This window comes from Paramicrobacterium chengjingii, assembly GCF_011751765.2.
In the GTDB taxonomy this organism is placed as follows: Bacteria; Actinomycetota; Actinomycetes; order Actinomycetales; family Microbacteriaceae; genus Paramicrobacterium; species Paramicrobacterium chengjingii.
This window is the reverse complement of record NZ_CP061169.1, coordinates 2280048-2294750: the sequence shown is the minus strand read 5'-3', so window position 1 is coordinate 2294750 and position 14703 is coordinate 2280048. Positions and strand designations below refer to the sequence as shown.

The 14703-nt window shown below is 63.3% G+C and carries 13 protein-coding genes and 1 tRNA gene; 4 read left to right on the top strand and 10 right to left on the bottom strand.

Translation table 11 applies throughout. The features are described 5' to 3' along the window. Positions 1 to 20: 20 nt before the first annotated feature. On the top strand, positions 21 to 479 hold the full coding sequence (locus HCR76_RS11185; RefSeq protein WP_166992005.1) for a hypothetical protein: 459 nt from the start codon (positions 21 to 23) through the stop codon (positions 477 to 479). Positions 480 to 724: 245 nt separating this feature from the next. Here HCR76_RS11185 and hpaD read toward each other — a convergent pair whose 3' ends face one another. The 8 genes from hpaD to HCR76_RS11145 form a co-directional block, all read right to left on the bottom strand. Further along, positions 725 to 1798 (bottom strand): 3,4-dihydroxyphenylacetate 2,3-dioxygenase, encoded by a 1074-nt coding sequence (gene hpaD, locus HCR76_RS11180; protein WP_166992009.1) that lies wholly within the window; start codon positions 1796 to 1798, stop codon positions 725 to 727. 32 nt (positions 1799 to 1830) lie between these two features. Next, positions 1831 to 3336 carry a 5-carboxymethyl-2-hydroxymuconate semialdehyde dehydrogenase gene (gene hpaE, locus HCR76_RS11175; protein WP_166992012.1) on the bottom strand — a complete coding sequence of 502 codons (1506 nt, stop codon included), beginning with the start codon at positions 3334 to 3336 and terminating at the stop codon, positions 1831 to 1833. 18 nt (positions 3337 to 3354) lie between these two features. Beyond that, the gene (locus tag HCR76_RS11170; RefSeq protein WP_166992015.1) at positions 3355 to 4053 is read right to left on the bottom strand and encodes a GntR family transcriptional regulator; all 699 of its coding nucleotides are present in this window, start codon (positions 4051 to 4053) and stop codon (positions 3355 to 3357) included. Next, positions 4035 to 5474: a fumarylacetoacetate hydrolase family protein gene (locus tag HCR76_RS11165; protein ID WP_166992018.1), complete on the bottom strand. Its 1440-nt coding sequence runs from the start codon at positions 5472 to 5474 to the stop codon at positions 4035 to 4037. Before HCR76_RS11165 ends, HCR76_RS11170 begins: the two co-directional genes overlap by 19 nt. A gap of 111 nt (positions 5475 to 5585) precedes the next feature. Beyond that, positions 5586 to 6398, bottom strand: a complete 813-nt coding sequence (locus HCR76_RS11160) for an HpcH/HpaI aldolase family protein (RefSeq protein ID WP_166992021.1) — start codon at positions 6396 to 6398, stop codon at positions 5586 to 5588. After that, on the bottom strand, positions 6383 to 7168 hold the full coding sequence (gene hpaH / locus HCR76_RS11155; protein ID WP_166992024.1) for a 2-oxo-hept-4-ene-1,7-dioate hydratase: 786 nt from the start codon (positions 7166 to 7168) through the stop codon (positions 6383 to 6385). The genes HCR76_RS11160 and hpaH overlap by 16 nt, the downstream gene beginning before the upstream one ends. Before the next feature lie 182 nt (positions 7169 to 7350). Next, positions 7351 to 9009, bottom strand: coding sequence for a thiamine pyrophosphate-binding protein (locus HCR76_RS11150; RefSeq protein ID WP_166992026.1), 1659 nt, complete (start codon positions 9007 to 9009; stop codon positions 7351 to 7353). 285 nt (positions 9010 to 9294) lie between these two features. Beyond that, positions 9295 to 11154, bottom strand: a complete 1860-nt coding sequence (locus tag HCR76_RS11145) for an ABC transporter ATP-binding protein (protein WP_166992029.1) — start codon at positions 11152 to 11154, stop codon at positions 9295 to 9297. 128 nt (positions 11155 to 11282) lie between these two features. On the opposite strand from HCR76_RS11145, the gene HCR76_RS17580 reads away from it, so the two are divergent. Further along, on the top strand, positions 11283 to 12272 hold the full coding sequence (locus tag HCR76_RS17580; protein WP_244971377.1) for an A1S_2505 family phage non-structural protein: 990 nt from the start codon (positions 11283 to 11285) through the stop codon (positions 12270 to 12272). Positions 12273 to 12285: 13 nt separating this feature from the next. Here the strand turns inward: HCR76_RS17580 and HCR76_RS11135 are convergent. Next, positions 12286 to 12361 (bottom strand) — tRNA-Lys (locus HCR76_RS11135). 104 nt (positions 12362 to 12465) lie between these two features. Between HCR76_RS11135 and HCR76_RS11130 the strand changes: the two genes are divergently transcribed. Beyond that, positions 12466 to 13095, top strand: coding sequence for a DNA-directed RNA polymerase subunit beta (locus HCR76_RS11130; protein ID WP_166992032.1), 630 nt, complete (start codon positions 12466 to 12468; stop codon positions 13093 to 13095). Between the two features lie 214 nt (positions 13096 to 13309). After that, a complete protein-coding gene (locus HCR76_RS11125; protein WP_166992035.1) occupies positions 13310 to 13906 on the top strand; it encodes an anti-sigma factor domain-containing protein in 597 nt (198 codons plus the stop codon). A gap of 6 nt (positions 13907 to 13912) precedes the next feature. Here HCR76_RS11125 and pstB read toward each other — a convergent pair whose 3' ends face one another. Further along, complete coding sequence (pstB, locus tag HCR76_RS11120) at positions 13913 to 14692, bottom strand: phosphate ABC transporter ATP-binding protein PstB (protein ID WP_166992038.1); 780 nt, start codon at positions 14690 to 14692, stop codon at positions 13913 to 13915. Between the last annotated feature and the right edge of the window lie 11 nt (positions 14693 to 14703).

Here is a 14703-nt window from a genome sequence, read left to right as displayed (position 1 = left end):
TCAGATGGAAGATGCGACGGATGTCCACTGACCGCACGCCAACCAGACGAACTGTAATTACGGCAGGTGCCTGGTCATTGCCCGTCATTGCGATGGCGGTAGCGACTCCGGCCGCCGCGGCATCGGCATCCCAGAATTGGGCGGTGAGCGACTTTGTGGCCTACATGCCGATGCCGGGAACCGGACAGCCCGATTACATTGCGATCGGCGTCACTCTGACAAACCTCGATGATCCCGATGCGCCAGCGCCCCCTGATGTGAGTGCAACCTACACGATCAATGACGAGGCATGGGACGCGGAGCTTGGCTACATCGTTTCGGACAACACCGTGATCGGCGGTGGGACGCGCCCCGATGGAATCGAGCTCGGCGAGTCGATCTCGATCACTGCGACATTCTCGATGCCGGACGGATCGACCGTGCTGGGGTCTGGCACCGCCGTTGTATCCGTCGCGCCCGAGGGCGGAATCGGATTCTGAATCTGCCCTGATTCCGACGGGTCTCCGCTGTGCGTGACACTCGGAGTAGCGTCATGCGAGATTGTGCTTTCGGCGACGGAACGAGGGTGAACCCTGCCCACGACTCCGCCGACGATCAGTGATCGCACCGTTGGCAGGCAGTACGTTTTCAGCGGAGAGCCGTGGCGCGGACGATGCATTGATTCGGTCCGACGCCCGGTGCCACGGGGACGCTTCCTGTCCACCAGTTGACCGTGTTCGATGTCTCAGAGCGTATTGCCGAGCTTGAAGCCCTTCTCTTCATCGCCCTTGCGGGTATAGGAGAAGCCGTCGGCGCCGACCGTTACAGCCATTTCGCTTGGCTCATCGCGCACGACCAGCGGTTGCGGGTTGCCGTCGAGGTCGAGCACCGTCGAGGCATCCGTGTACCAGCTCGGCACCACGGGGTTGCCCCACCAGTCGCGACGCTGATTGTCATGGACGTCCCAGGTGACGCGGGGGTTGTCTGGGTCGCCCGTGTAGTAATCCTGCGTGTAAATCTCGATGCGGTGACCATCAGGGTCGCGCAGGTAGAGGTAGAACGCATTCGAGACGCCGTGGCGGCCCGGGCCGCGCTCAATGTGGTCCGACATCCGCAGAGCGCCGAGCTTGTCGCAGATGGAAAGAATGTTGTGCTTCTCATGCGTTGCAAACGCGACATGGTGCATGCGGGGGCCGTCGCCTCCCGTGAGAGCAGTGTCGTGCACGGTCGACTTGCGGCGCACCCACGCAGCGTACACGACGCCGTCGTCATCTTGAATGTCTTCGGTGACGCGGAAGCCGAGCTCTTCCATGTACTTCACGCCGCGCGGCACATTGTGCGTCACCTGATTGAAATGGTCGAGACGTACGAGTGCGCCCGGTGTGTACAGATCGTACCTCCACGCGAGGCGCTCGACGTGATCGGCCTCGTAAAAGAACTCGTACGGAAAACCGAGCGGGTCTTCCACTCGCACGGAATCGCCGATTCCCGTCACGAATCCGTCCCGACGGCGCTCCGTGCGGCATCCCATCTCTCGGTAGTAGGCCTCGGCGCGGTCAACGTCTTCGGGGCTGCGCACACGGTATGAGAATGCGGCTACCGCGGCGACGGGGCCCGTGCGAAGCACCAGGTTGTGGTGAATGAACTCCTCGAGTGAACGCAGGTAGATGGTGGTGTCATCTTCTTCGGTGACCGTGAGTCCGAGTACATCGACGTAGAAGTCCCGTGAACGCTTGAGATCCGTGACGACAATCTCCATGTACGCGCAGCGCAGGATGTCGGGCGCCGGGGCCGAGGGGTGTGGGATTGTTTCGAGCATGTCAGCTTCCTTGCTTGTGTGATTCGAGTCGATCAGCGGGCGTCGCCAGACGCGCCGAAGCGAGCAGTGTGAACCTCGCCAAGAGAGATGTGCACTGCCTGCTGGTCCGTGTAGAAGTCGATAGAACGGTAGCCGCCCTCGTGCCCGAGACCCGATGCCTTCACGCCACCGAACGGGGTGCGCAGGTCCCGGACGTTGTGCGAGTTGAGCCACACCATTCCTGCGTTAACAGACTGTGAGAAGGTGTGGGCGCGCGTGAGATTCTGCGTCCACACGTACGCGGCGAGACCGTAGCGCACAGCGTTCGCGAGTTCGAGAGCCTCCTCGTCGGAGTCGAACGGGGTGATCGCAACGACCGGACCAAAGATCTCTTCCTGAAAGATGCGGGCGCCAGGCATCACATCGGCAAACACAGTGGGTGCCACATAGTTTCCGTGGTCGATTCCCTCGGGACGGCCTCCGCCCGCGAGCAGACGACCTTCGGTCTTTCCGATCTCGACGTAGCTCATCACCTTGTCGTAATGCTCGGGGTGCACGAGCGCCCCAACCTCGGTTTTCGGGTCATGGGGATCGCCGACGACGATGTTCTTCGCGCGGGCCGCATAGCGCTCGCAGAAATCGTCATAGATCGAACGTTCGACGAGAATGCGGCTGCCCGCCGTGCAGCGTTCGCCGTTCAGTGAGAACACGCCGAAGAGCGTCGAATCGATTGCGGCATCCAGGTCAGCATCGGCGAACACGATGGCCGGCGATTTGCCGCCGAGCTCCATCGACATTCCCTTGAGGTTGGGTGCGCAGTTGCCAAAGATGATCTCGCCGGTTTTGCTTTCGCCCGTGAACGAGATGAGTGGAACATCAGGATGCTTCACCAGCGCGTCTCCAGCGCTCTCACCGAATCCGTTGACCAGGTTGAACACGCCGGTGGGAAGACCTGCCTCTTCGAAGATGCCAGCCCACAGGCTCGCGGAGAGCGGAGTAAACTCGGCCGGCTTCAGCACAACGGTGCAGCCAGAGGCGAGAGCAGGGGCGAGTTTCCAGCTCTCGAGCATGAACGGCGTGTTCCAGGGAGTGATGAGACCGGCGACACCCTTGGGCTTGCGGTTGACGTAGTTGATCTGGCGGCCCGGCACCTTGTAGGCGTCATCGGCCTGCGCCACGATCAGGTCGGCGAAGAACCGGAAGTTCTCGGCTGCGCGCTGCGCCTGTCCGAGGGCCTGCGTGATGGGAAGCCCGGAGTCGAAGCTCTCGAGTTCGGCGAGCCGCGCGTCCTGCGCCTCGACGGCATCCGCGATCTTGTTCAAAACGCGCGCACGCGCTCGGGGGAGCATGCGCGGCCACGGACCGTTATCGAATGCATCTTTCGCGGCGGCGACGGCGCGATCGATGTCGTCTTTATCGCCGGATGCCGCAGCGACGTAGTTCTCGTTCGTCACCGGGTTCAGAACGTCGAAGGTGTCGCCGGAGACGCTGTCGACGAAGGCTCCTCCGATGTAGTGCTTGATGCTTGTTGGCAGGTTGTCGGGAACGTGATGACCCATTGGTATGCCTCCTTCTCGTTAAGACAAATGTTTGGACGTGTGCGCCCGTTGGTAGGACTGGAACGCTTCGAGCGTCGCCAGACGGTGATTTCGGGCTGCCAACTCGATGTCGAGGGGCTCGGCTCGTGATTCGATGAGCGCGAGAATGCTCTCGTGCTCGGCAACGGATTCGCGTGCGCGACCGGGCACGAAGCTGAATGTGGAGTCGCGCAGCGCACGCATGCGATTCCAGCCGCGGTGCACGAGGTCGAGAATGTGCGGGTTGGGGCAGCCGTCGTACAGAATCTCGTGGAACTCCTTGTTGAGCTCTGTAAAACGGTGCGGGTTGAAGTCTTCGAGACTTGCCACCATGTCGTCGTTGATCGTGCGTGCTTGGGCTAGTCGCTCTGGTGTCATGAGGTGAGCCGTCAGCCGGGTCGCCGCGCCCTCGACGATCGCGAGAGACTCCATCGTGTGCACGTATTCCGTCACGTCAATCATGGCTACCTGAGCACCGACATTTCGCTCAAAGGTGACGAGCCCTTCGGCCTCGAGCCGTCGGATCGCCTCGCGCACCGGAACGACGCTGATGTCGAGCTCGCCGGCGATCTGCCCGAGCACGAGGCGGTAGCCGGGAACGTAACGGCCGTCTTCTATGCGAGAGCGGATCCACCGATAAGCGCGCTCCGACTTACTCGGGGTGCGCTCGGCATCGGGGTTCAGCGCCTTGAGAGCCATGCCTTATACCGGTCCTTCCACTCGTCGTTCATGGGGAAGAGTCCTTCAATACGCTCGCCCGCGGCGACCATCTCGGCGATGAACTCTTCGCTCTTCTCCTGCTCGACAGCGGCATCAGCCACTTCGGCGGCCAGCGCGGGCGGAATGACGATGACGCCGTCATCGTCCCCGACGATAATGTCTCCCGGCTGCACAGCGGCGCCTCCGCACGCGATCGTGATGTCGGTGTCCCACGGAACATGGCGGCGACCGAGCACTGCCGGGTGCGCTCCATTGTGAAACGTCGGCATGTCGAAACCGGCCACCTCGGCGACGTCGCGAACGCCGCCGTCTGTGACGACACCGGCCGCTCCGAGCTGCTGCGCGCGCAGGGCGATCACATCGCCGAGAGTGCCCGTGCCGGATTCGCCGCGAGCTTCCATGACCAGAACGTCGCCACTCTCGAGCGAATCGACGATGCGCTTCTGAGCGTTGTATCCGCCGCCGTGGCTCGCGAAGAGATCTTCCCGGTTGGGAATGTAACGCAGAGTGCGAGCGCGCCCCACCATGCGAACTCCAGGACGTGTCGTCGTGACGCCGTCGATCGACACGTTGTTGAGACCACGCTTGCGCAGCTGCGACGAAATGGTGGCTGTGCCGACCGATGCGAGTTTTTCGCGGAGCTCGTCCGTGAGAACCGGAGTGAAGCCGGCGGCCTCGGGGCTGCCCCATGCTGCTTCGCGCTGAGCATCCGTTGCCCGAGGCTTCTCGCCGACGTCGGTGAACGGCGCCTGGCCCTCGACAACTGTGGTGACGAGACGTCCCGTGCTCGGAGCACCCGGCGCCGTCGGGGCATCCACTTCGACCTCTACAGTGTCACCGGGTTGCACGACGGAGGACCCGGCGGGAGTGCCCGTGAGAATGATGTCGCCTGCGTGCAACGTCATCATCTGCGACAGGTCGGCGACGAGCTGACCGAAGGGGAAGATCAACCCAGCCGAGGTGTCGTTCTGCGCGAGAACGCCGTTGACCCAGGTGCGCACACGGAGTGCATCCTGGTCGATGGCGGAGGCGGGGATCACCTCGGAGCTGAGCGGTGTGTAGCCGTCGCCTCCCTTTGAGCGCACGTTCGACCCTTTGTCCGCCGCTCGGAAGTCATAGAGGCCGAAGTCGTTTGCTGCAGTGACACCGGAGACGGCCGCCCATCCTTCGTCGGGGGAGACGCGGCGCACGTCCGTGCCCACGATGAGTGCGATCTCGCCCTCAAATGCCAACAACTCGGTTCCTGTGGGGCGCTCGATCGTAGAGCCGGATGCACTGAGCGACGATGCCGGCTTGAAGAAGTACGAGGGGTGGGCAGGAATGCGGCCCCGCTGCTCGGCACGCGAACGATAGTTCAGGTGCACGGCGATGATCTTGGGTGCTGTCACCTCGTGGGTCATGACGGTCTCTCCTCATCGTGGACTGTCGTATTCCAAATGATATACGATCTGGCAGGTTTCGGGAAGTGGTGACGCGAACCCTGGCGCAGGCGCAGGAGCATCAGTCGAGTGTCAGTAACTTGCGCGCTCCGCGGCATCGCCGGCAGAGGGCAGCCAGGTGTCGGCGAGTGCTTCGCTTGCTCGGGCGAGAAGCGAAACGTCGGCAGCGACGAGAATGAACGTGACGCCCAGCTCGATGTAGCGGCGCGCGGCGTCGGGAGCGAACGCGTTGACGCCGACGGAGACTCCGAGTTCTGTCATGGCGCGAATCGTCGTCTCGACGGCATCCACGACCTCGGGATGCCCCTGCTCACCCAGGTGCCCCATGGATGCAGCCAGGTCGCTTGGGCCGATGAAAACCCCGTCAATGCCGTCAACGGCGGCGATCTCTCGCGCATTCTGCACGGCTTCCGCCGTCTCGATCTGCACGTACAGAGACACCGCACCGTTGGCCGCGGCGAGGTAGTCATCCACGCGATTCCACCGTGAAGCCCGCGCAAGAGCGCTGCCGACTCCGCGCACACCATGCGGAGGGTAGCGCACGGCGGCAACGGCCTTTTCTGCATCTGCAACGGTGTTCACCATGGGCACGAGGAGGTTCTGGGCACCGATGTCGAGATATTGCTTGATCAGCGCGGTGTTGCACTCGGGAACGCGCACGAGGGGAGTGGCCGGGTACGCGGCGACGGCCTGCAGCTGAGCGAGAATCAGCTCAAGTGTGTTGTGGCTGTGTTCGCCGTCGATGAGTAGCCAGTCGAGGCCGCTGCCCGCGCAGATCTCGGCGTTGAGCGCATTCCCGCTGCTCACCCACATGCCGACGAGTGTGCGGTCGGCTTGGGCGAGACGGTCGCGAAACGTGGGCGGCAGGTTTACACGAATCGGCATGTGATGGCTCCGAGCTGCCCGTAATCGGCGTGCACTGTGTCGCCGCGTTCCACCCACATGGGGCGGGTGAACGATCCGGCGAGAATGATCTCGCCTGCCTCGAGACGGTCGCCGTGACGGGCGAACTTGTTGGCGAGCCACGCAACACCGGATGCCGGGTGGTTGAGCACAGCCGCGGCGACGCCGGACTCCTCGATCGTCTCGTTGCGGTAGAGCAGCGCCGACACCCAGCGCAGGTCGACGGCATCGACCGCGACCGGGCGCCCGCCGAGCACCATGGCACCCAGCGCCGCATTGTCGGAGATGGTGTCGACGATCGTGCGGCCGGACATCTCGATGCGGGAGCTCAGCACCTCGAGAGCGGGCACCACGTACTCGGTGGCACGCAGCACGTCGACAAGCGAGCAGTTCGGCCCCTCGAGGGTCTCGCCGAGCACGAATACCAGCTCGACTTCGATGCGCACGTTCGAGAAGCGGTCGAACTCGATCACCGAACCGTTCTCGTAGACCACGTCGTCGAAGATCACGCCGTAATCCGGCTCGGTGATGCCCGTTGCGCGCTGCATCACCTTCGAGGTGAGGCCGATCTTGCGCCCGACGAGGCGGCGGCCCGCGTCGATTTCGCGCTGCTTCCACACGTTCTGCACGGCGTAGGAATCCTCGATGGTCATGCCCTCGTGGCGGGCCGTCAGGAGGGGGACCGTCGAACGGGCCCTCTCTGCTTCGGCCAATTCGTCGGCGATGGCGACGATGTCGGAGTGCTCTAGCACGTGGTGGCTCCACTTCGTTGTCGATAGCTCTCCATCGATCGTATACGATCACGGCATCCGGCGTGTCGAATGGGACGATCTCGACATCGTCACAGACTGGCGGAACTCCCTCGCTGAGCTAGGGCGGTACCTGCGGCACATCCTTGACTGAGTCGCCGGGGTCGTGGGTATCAGGAGCCGCCCTAGGCGTGTGTCGGCTCGAAGAGGGCGCTGTTCTGCTCGATGACCTCTTCTTGATACGGCGCACGTAGCGACTGCGTAATGCGGCAGTCGAGCAGCATCACGCCGTCGGCACCCGACGCCACCCAGCGTGCGAAGACGTCGAGGTCATCGAGCGTGTTCACTGTGACGGCATCCGCCCCGACTGAGCGCGCCAGGCCGGCGAAGTCCACGCCGGATATCAGCATGGGTCGCTCGTCGAATCCGGCGAGACCATAAAGATGTATTTCGGCACCGTACGCCGCATCGTTGTACACGATGATGGCGCCGCGCTTCATGGTGCGCACCGCTGATTCGAGGTCGGCCAGCGCCATGAGGCCACCGCCATCGCCCGTGCACAGCACGGTGAACGATTCTGGGCGAGAAACTGCGGCGCCGACCGCACTGGGAAAGCCGAGCCCGATTGACTGGAACGGCGTTCCGACCATGGCATAACGGTCGGGGACACCCATGTCGAAGTACTGGTTCACCCAGCCGAGAAAGTGGCCGCCGTCTGTGACCATGACACGATCGTCGGGAATGATCTGGTTGAGGCGCGCCGTGAGGCTGCGAGGGTCGAGAAGACCATCGGATGCTGCGCGGCCCCCGGGCTCGCGGGCGCGAAGCGTTCCGTCGGAGAACCCCGTTATCGACTCTCGCCATCCGCTGGAAGCGACGCCGTCAAGGCGGGCGTTGAGGCCCTCGACCGAGGCGCGCGCGTCGCCAGATACGAAGACGTCAACCCGGTCGTTGGTGGGTGTGCTCGCAATGTCGAGTTGCACGACCCGCGCGTTCTCGCCCATGAGCGCGCCGAAGCGCATGGTGAACTGATTGAGGCCGGCGCCGATCACGAGAACGACGTCGGCCGTCGCCGCGAGCTGCATGGCGTTCTCTTGACCGAAGCCGCCAGCAACGCCAAGGTCGTATCGCGCGTCGAATTGGCCGCGACCAAGGGCAGTCGAGGTCGTGATGGCACCGAGACGCGCCGCGAGTGCACGCATTGCATCGCCGGCGCCCGAAAGGAACGCTCCTCGACCGGCGAGCACGAGCGGGCGACGGGCGCTTCGCAGCACTGCGGCGGCATCGTCGAGCGCACGGGCACGCGGCGGCTGCGCAGACGCAACGGCGAGTGCTGCGCTCGCGCTGTCGACAGCATCCTGAGCCTCGAGGCCACCGACGTCGTAGGGAATCTCGAGCACGACGGCCGTGCGATGCGTCAGCGCGTACTCGAGGGCTTCGCGCGTGCTGGAAACCGGGGTGTCCTGCGTGACAGTGACCACGTGCGCGCCGACGGCACGGCAGAGCGCAGCCTGGTCGACGTCCCAGGGGCGAAAGCCCGTGGTCGGTGCCGCGCCAGTGACGAGCACGAGCGGTGTGCGGGCCATTACGGCTTCGGTGAGCGGCGTGATCGTGTTTGTGAACCCGGGGCCGTAGGTGCAGGTGGCGACGGCGATGCGGCTGCAGGTGCGGTAATAGGCATCGGCAGCAGCGACAGCGCCGGCCTCGTGCCGCACTGCCGTGTACGCCAACGGGGTATCGAAGAGAGCGTCGAGCAGATAGGCATTGCCGTTGCCCATAACACCGAACATGTCGGTGACGTGGGTGGCAAGAGTGGTGGCGATATGCGCCGAGACCGTGGGCATAGTGCTCCTTCGAGACGAACGGACGATTGAGATTCCGTATATGTCTCGCGCTCTGCGCTTCGTGCCCCTTTTTCGAGCATCGGGATTATGACCCGGACATTTTCACTCTAACACCGGGGGTGCGCGGTGACGCGGGAACCGCAACCGGCACGTTGTGGGACGTGGGCGGCGCGCACGATCTGTGCGCTGTCCGGCGGTTTCATGCGGCCGAAATGAACGGCAACGGGTCGCGACGGCACCATAGGGGCTGCATGCAAACCGGGCGGCAGAATGCCGGAGCACGCACTACACCAGCAGCTGGTGCTTCGCCAGGTCGCGGTATAGCGGAACCTCCTGCACCAGCTCGGAGTGCGTTCCCGTGCCAATGACGCGACCCTGATCAAGCACAACGATGCGATCGCTGTCGACAACGGTTGAGAGTCGGTGCGCAATGACGATAAGCGTGCGGTCAGCAGCGACGGCGTCGATCGCCGTGCGCATCTTCTGCTCGTTGACGCCATCGAGACTCGATGTTGATTCGTCGAGCAGCAGAATCGGGGGAGCCGCGAGAATCGACCGTGCGATAGCGAGGCGCTGACGCTCACCACCCGAGAGCATGATGCCGTCCTCGCCGACGGGGGCATCGAGGCCCTGCGGGTTGCGGCCGAGCACATCCCCGAGGTTGACGGAGTGAAGCACTTCGACGCAGTCGGCATCGGTCGCGTCGGGGGAGGCGAGAAGAAGGTTGTCTCGGATGCTGCCGGCCAGCACTGGAGCGTCTTGCTCGACGTAGCCGATGCGGGAGCGCACATCGTCACGGCTGAGGGTTCGAATGTCGACTCCGCCCAGACGGATGCTGCCCGACGTCGTGTCGTAGAAGCGCTCGATCAACCCGAGGATCGTCGACTTGCCGGCCCCGCTCGGCCCAACGAGGGCCGTGCGTTTGCCTCGCTCGACGTCGAAGTTCACATCACGCAGAACGGCACCGGGAGACTGATCGGGCGTGACGTCGGTGTGATCGGCGCCATCGGATTCGCGGTGGGCGCGGGCGACGGCATCCGGGTAGGAGAATGACACGCCCTGAAACGCGATGGCCGGTGCAGACGGCGATGCGACTCCTGGCTCGGGGACGGATGCCGCGATGTCGGCGTCGCTGTCGGTCTCGGCATCGAGCGACACGATCTCGTGAATGCGGCCGAGCGCACCGAGTGCCTGGTTGGTGGCGCTGATCGCCCCGAATGCCTGCCCGAGCGGCATGATCATCATGAAAAGAAACAAAATGAACGCCACGAGGCTGGCGATGGTGATGGAGCCGTTGGCGACACGGAAACCGCCGACGCCGAGCACAACGAGAAACGACGCCTGCATGGCTACGCCCGCGACCGGAACAACAAGCGCCGACACTTTCGCAACGTTGACGCCCATGCGCCATGCGCCAACCGCTTCGGTCTGCACGGTCTCGATCTCACGATCCGTGGCGCCCGATGCACGAATCGTTCGCACCGAGCCGATCGCGCGCTCCAGAGCGGCTGTGAGATCGCCCACCTTCTTTTGGGTGCGAGCGCTCGCGACGCGGATGCGCCCGGCCAAAGCACCGACAACAACGATGGATGCCGCAATCACGGCCGCCGTGAGTCCGAGCAGCACGGGATCGATGATGAGCATGGCAATGAGGGCGCCGAGAAACGTGACGCTTCCGCCGATTGCCTCAACAAGTCCCTGCGTCAGCACGGCACGCAGCAAAGTCGTGTCGCTGCCGACGCGCGAGACGAGGTCGCCCGTGCGGCGTGCGTCGAACTGCGCGATGGGCAGGTGCAGCATCCGCGCGATCAGACGCCGTCGGCTCGAGAGCACAACGCCCTCGCCCATGCGCTGCAGCAGGTAATGCTGATAACCCGAGATGAGAGCGGAAACGATTACCAGTGCCACCAGCGCCCAGACAAGCCAGCCCAACGGCTGCGATCGCTCGACAAACTGAATCACCTGACTGACGAGGAGTGGCTGCGCAAGCGATGCAGCGGCACCGAAAACGCCGAGCACAAGGGCTGCGGTCAACGGGCCTTTGTGTTCGAACAGGTACGGCAGCAGCTGGCCGAACGTGGCACGCGGTCCGTCATCGGGATTGCGGGCAAAGGGGGACCGGCTGCGTGAAGAAGATGAGCTCATGGGTACTCTCGACGAGCGAATAGAAGCACTTGACTCTATCGAGCTCTGCTTTGAGAGTGGCGAGAGCCCGTGACGCACAACGATCGTCGGCATAGTCTTGTCGAAACCGGATGCGGGAGGGCAGCCACATGCACATCGAATCGCTGAGCCCGGGGGAGATCTTCGTCTTCGGATCGAATGCGTCGGGCGCGCACGGCGCGGGGGCGGCGCGCACCGCATACGAGAAGTTCGGAGCCGTGTGGGGCCAGGGTTCCGGCTTGCAGGGCCAGTCGTACGGCATCGACACCATGAGCGGCCTTGAGGTGATTGCCCAGGAGGCCGCTGACTTCGCGGCGTTCGCGCGACAGCATCCGGAATTGACGTTTTTGCTGACTCCGGTCGGGTGTGGCATCGCCGGGTATTCTGCCGCAGACGTGGCACCATTTTTCGCGGATGCGCCGAGCAATGTCGTACTTCCCGAATCTTTTCTCGAGGTGATTGAGACGCCGGAGGCTGCGAGCCACGACAACACGGGCAACACGCAGGAATACTGGGATGCTCGCTATGGAGACCGTGAGCGGATGTGGTCGGGAAAGGTCAATGCTGCGCTCGCCGACACGGTGTCCGAACTGTCGCCGGGCACTGCTCTCGATCTCGGATGCGGCGAAGGCGGCGATTCGCTGTGGCTCGCTTCACGAGGTTGGACGGTCACCGGCGTCGATATCTCGACAGTTGCGCTCAGCCGGGCGGATGCCGAGGCGCGAGGCCGCGGTGTGGCGTCAGTGACCTGGCGGCAAGCCGACCTTGAGACCTGGGAGCCAGAGGGGGAGTTCGACCTCGTCTCTGCGTGCTTTCTGCAGGCCCCGCAGGAGTTCGACCGTGAGGGAGTGCTTCGGCGAATGAGTCGGCATGTGCGGCCTGGTGGCTACATGTTGATCGTGTCGCATGCGGCGATGCCGCCGTGGTCACACAATCACGAGCATGAGGACATGCCGACAATCGAGGGAGAGCGCGCAGCCGTGGGTAGTGAGACCGAGTGGGACGCCGTGATTGCCGAGGTGAGGCACCGGCGAGCAACGGGCCCTGATGGACAAGACGGGATGCTCGACGACAACGTCGTGCTGTTGCGCCGTCCCTGACGTCCGTCAGAGGTGGTGCGCCCGCCGGGGCTCGAACCCGGGACCCGCGGATTAAAAGTCCGATGCTCTACCAACTGAGCTACAGGCGCCGACCTACTTAATCTACAGGTCTTTGCTGGGTGATGTGACCACCGGGGCAGTGTCGCGCGAGAGTACCGTTGTAGCGAGCATATTTGTACCCAAGGAGAGTTGCTTGCCACGAGACTTTCATAAGCCGGCGCGTTACCCCGCGTCGGTTTTCGACAACATCCAGGGCGGAATCGATCCGGCTGAGTCCAGCCGGATCGCACATGAGACCGCTCGGGCGCTGCTTGCGCGTGTTCGCGACGAGGGCGACCCCGACATTGTTGAACGTGTCGTGGCATACACCGATGAACATGGTATTGACACGATCGCCGAACTGTGGTCGCACGCGACAAGCCGCAGTCTTCCCGGGTCGCTGTGGCGCATCTACCTCCTGCGCCTGCAGGTGCGAGAAGACCCGCACGGCACGGGGCTGGTGTTCCAACGGGGATCTGAGGTGCTTCGAACCATCGATCCAGTCGTCGCCGGCGCTCCCGCGCCGACAGGCCCAGCCGAGATCATCGCACTCGCTGACCGCATCCTCCGCGGCATCTTCGAGGGTGACTTCACCATAGCCCTCGACCGGGCGGCTGCCTACTGTCGAGTCTCTGCCGCGGGATGCACGAGCATCGCAGACGATTTTGAATCCACCGAGCCGGAACGCGCAAGCGACCTCACCCAGCGGGCACTCCGATTGTCGACCTACGCGTCAGATCTCGCGTCTGCCGCGCGGCTGTGGCGGCGCGACGAGCTCGACTGAACACCGCAACATCCCCTGGGAATACTGGCGGCACCCATGCGTTACACTTTTGCGTGGCCGGGCCGCTAACCCCGGGCTCCAATATTTGCCGCTTCGAGCGGCCTTCCGCCGAGAGGCGTTCAGCGGCCCGGTCACTTATTTTGTTCGGGTGCGGTGCAGGCACGCCGCGGTGCGTGCACTGCCCAAACCACCCCCTCATGAGAAGCTGGTGAATGTGAGCAACGAGAATCACATCGAGCCAACGAACGCGCCAACCACCAAATCGGGGAAGAGCGCGCCGAACGAGGCGGGTGAAACCAACTGGGAAGAGCACAAAGCTCAGCGCAAGCTGGCCAAGAAAGCCGAAAAGAAGTCGTTCTCGCGCCCCGTCGCCGCCATCGTCGCCGTTGTCGCCGTGTGCGCATCGGTCGCTATCGCCAGTGGATTTGTTGGGCTCATTGAGAACGGAAACCAGCTCCCTCAAACGCTTCAGCTCGCACAGGTGAACGCCCAGGCCGACGTCACACGCACCCAGGTTGTTCTTGACTCTTCAGACAATGAGACCGCCACTGTTGTCTGGTCACGAAACGTCGATACCGCCGCCATCATCGTCGAAGGGCTTGCAAAGCTCGACGATGACACGTATCGCGTCTGGTACGAGGCTGCCGGCGAATACACTGCGGTCGGCGAACTCTCCGTCACCCACGACGGCTCCGAAGTGTGGGCGATGCTCACCGGCGATATCGGGTCTGCACAGTCCGTGATCGTCACAATCGATTCGGCCGATGCCACAGAACCCGGATCAGATATCGTCGCCGAAATCGAGCTCTGAGCGAACCTACCCGAAGCGACCTGAGACGTAATCCTCTGTCGCCTGCACGCTCGGCTGCGTGAACATGGTGTTAGTGTCATCGAACTCGATGAGCTTTCCGGGCTTGCCGGTTCCCGCAATGTTGAAGAACGCCGTGCGATCGGAGACGCGGGACGCCTGCTGCATATTGTGCGTCACGATGACGATCGTGTACTGCTGCTTCATCTCTTCGATGAGGTCTTCAATGGCCAGCGTCGAGATGGGATCGAGCGCCGAGCAGGGCTCGTCCATGAGCAGAACATCTGGCTCAACGGCAATTGCCCGGGCGATGCAGAGACGCTGCTGCTGACCGCCCGAGAGACCAGAGCCCGGCTTGTCCAGGCGATCCTTCACTTCGTTCCACAGGTTGGCCCCACGCAGGGCCTTCTCTGTGAGAGCATCCTGATCTGATTTCGAGATGCGCTGGTTGTTGAGCTTGACGCCCGCGAGGACGTTCTCTTTGATCGACATCGTGGGGAACGGGTTCGGCCGCTGAAACACCATGCCCACCTGACGGCGCACTGCGACCGGGTCGACTCCGGGGGCGTATAGGTTGTTGCCGTCGATGAGCACGTCGCCCTCGACATAGGCGCCAGGGATCACCTCGTGCATTCGGTTGAGCGTGCGCAGAAATGTCGACTTGCCGCATCCGGAGGGGCCAATGAAAGCAGTGACGCTTCGAGGCTCAATGGTGAGAGTGACGTCTTCGACAGCGCGAAACGCGCTGTAGTACACGTTGAGGTCTGTGACTTCGATTCTTTTCGACACGATTATCCTTT

Excerpts from the sequence above, each read along its gene's own strand:
- HCR76_RS11185 (WP_166992005.1), top strand. The coding sequence starts at position 21 with ATGTCCACTGACCGCACGCCAACCAGACGAACTGTAATTACGGCAGGT.
- hpaD (WP_166992009.1), bottom strand. The coding sequence starts at position 1,798 with ATGCTCGAAACAATCCCACACCCCTCGGCCCCGGCGCCCGACATCCTG.
- hpaE (WP_166992012.1), bottom strand. The coding sequence starts at position 3,336 with ATGGGTCATCACGTTCCCGACAACCTGCCAACAAGCATCAAGCACTAC.
- HCR76_RS11170 (WP_166992015.1), bottom strand. The coding sequence starts at position 4,053 with ATGGCTCTCAAGGCGCTGAACCCCGATGCCGAGCGCACCCCGAGTAAG.
- HCR76_RS11165 (WP_166992018.1), bottom strand. The coding sequence starts at position 5,474 with ATGACCCACGAGGTGACAGCACCCAAGATCATCGCCGTGCACCTGAAC.
- HCR76_RS11160 (WP_166992021.1), bottom strand. The coding sequence starts at position 6,398 with ATGCCGATTCGTGTAAACCTGCCGCCCACGTTTCGCGACCGTCTCGCC.
- HCR76_RS11150 (WP_166992026.1), bottom strand. The coding sequence starts at position 9,009 with ATGCCCACGGTCTCGGCGCATATCGCCACCACTCTTGCCACCCACGTC.
- HCR76_RS11145 (WP_166992029.1), bottom strand. The coding sequence starts at position 11,154 with ATGAGCTCATCTTCTTCACGCAGCCGGTCCCCCTTTGCCCGCAATCCC.
- HCR76_RS17580 (WP_244971377.1), top strand. The coding sequence starts at position 11,283 with ATGCACATCGAATCGCTGAGCCCGGGGGAGATCTTCGTCTTCGGATCG.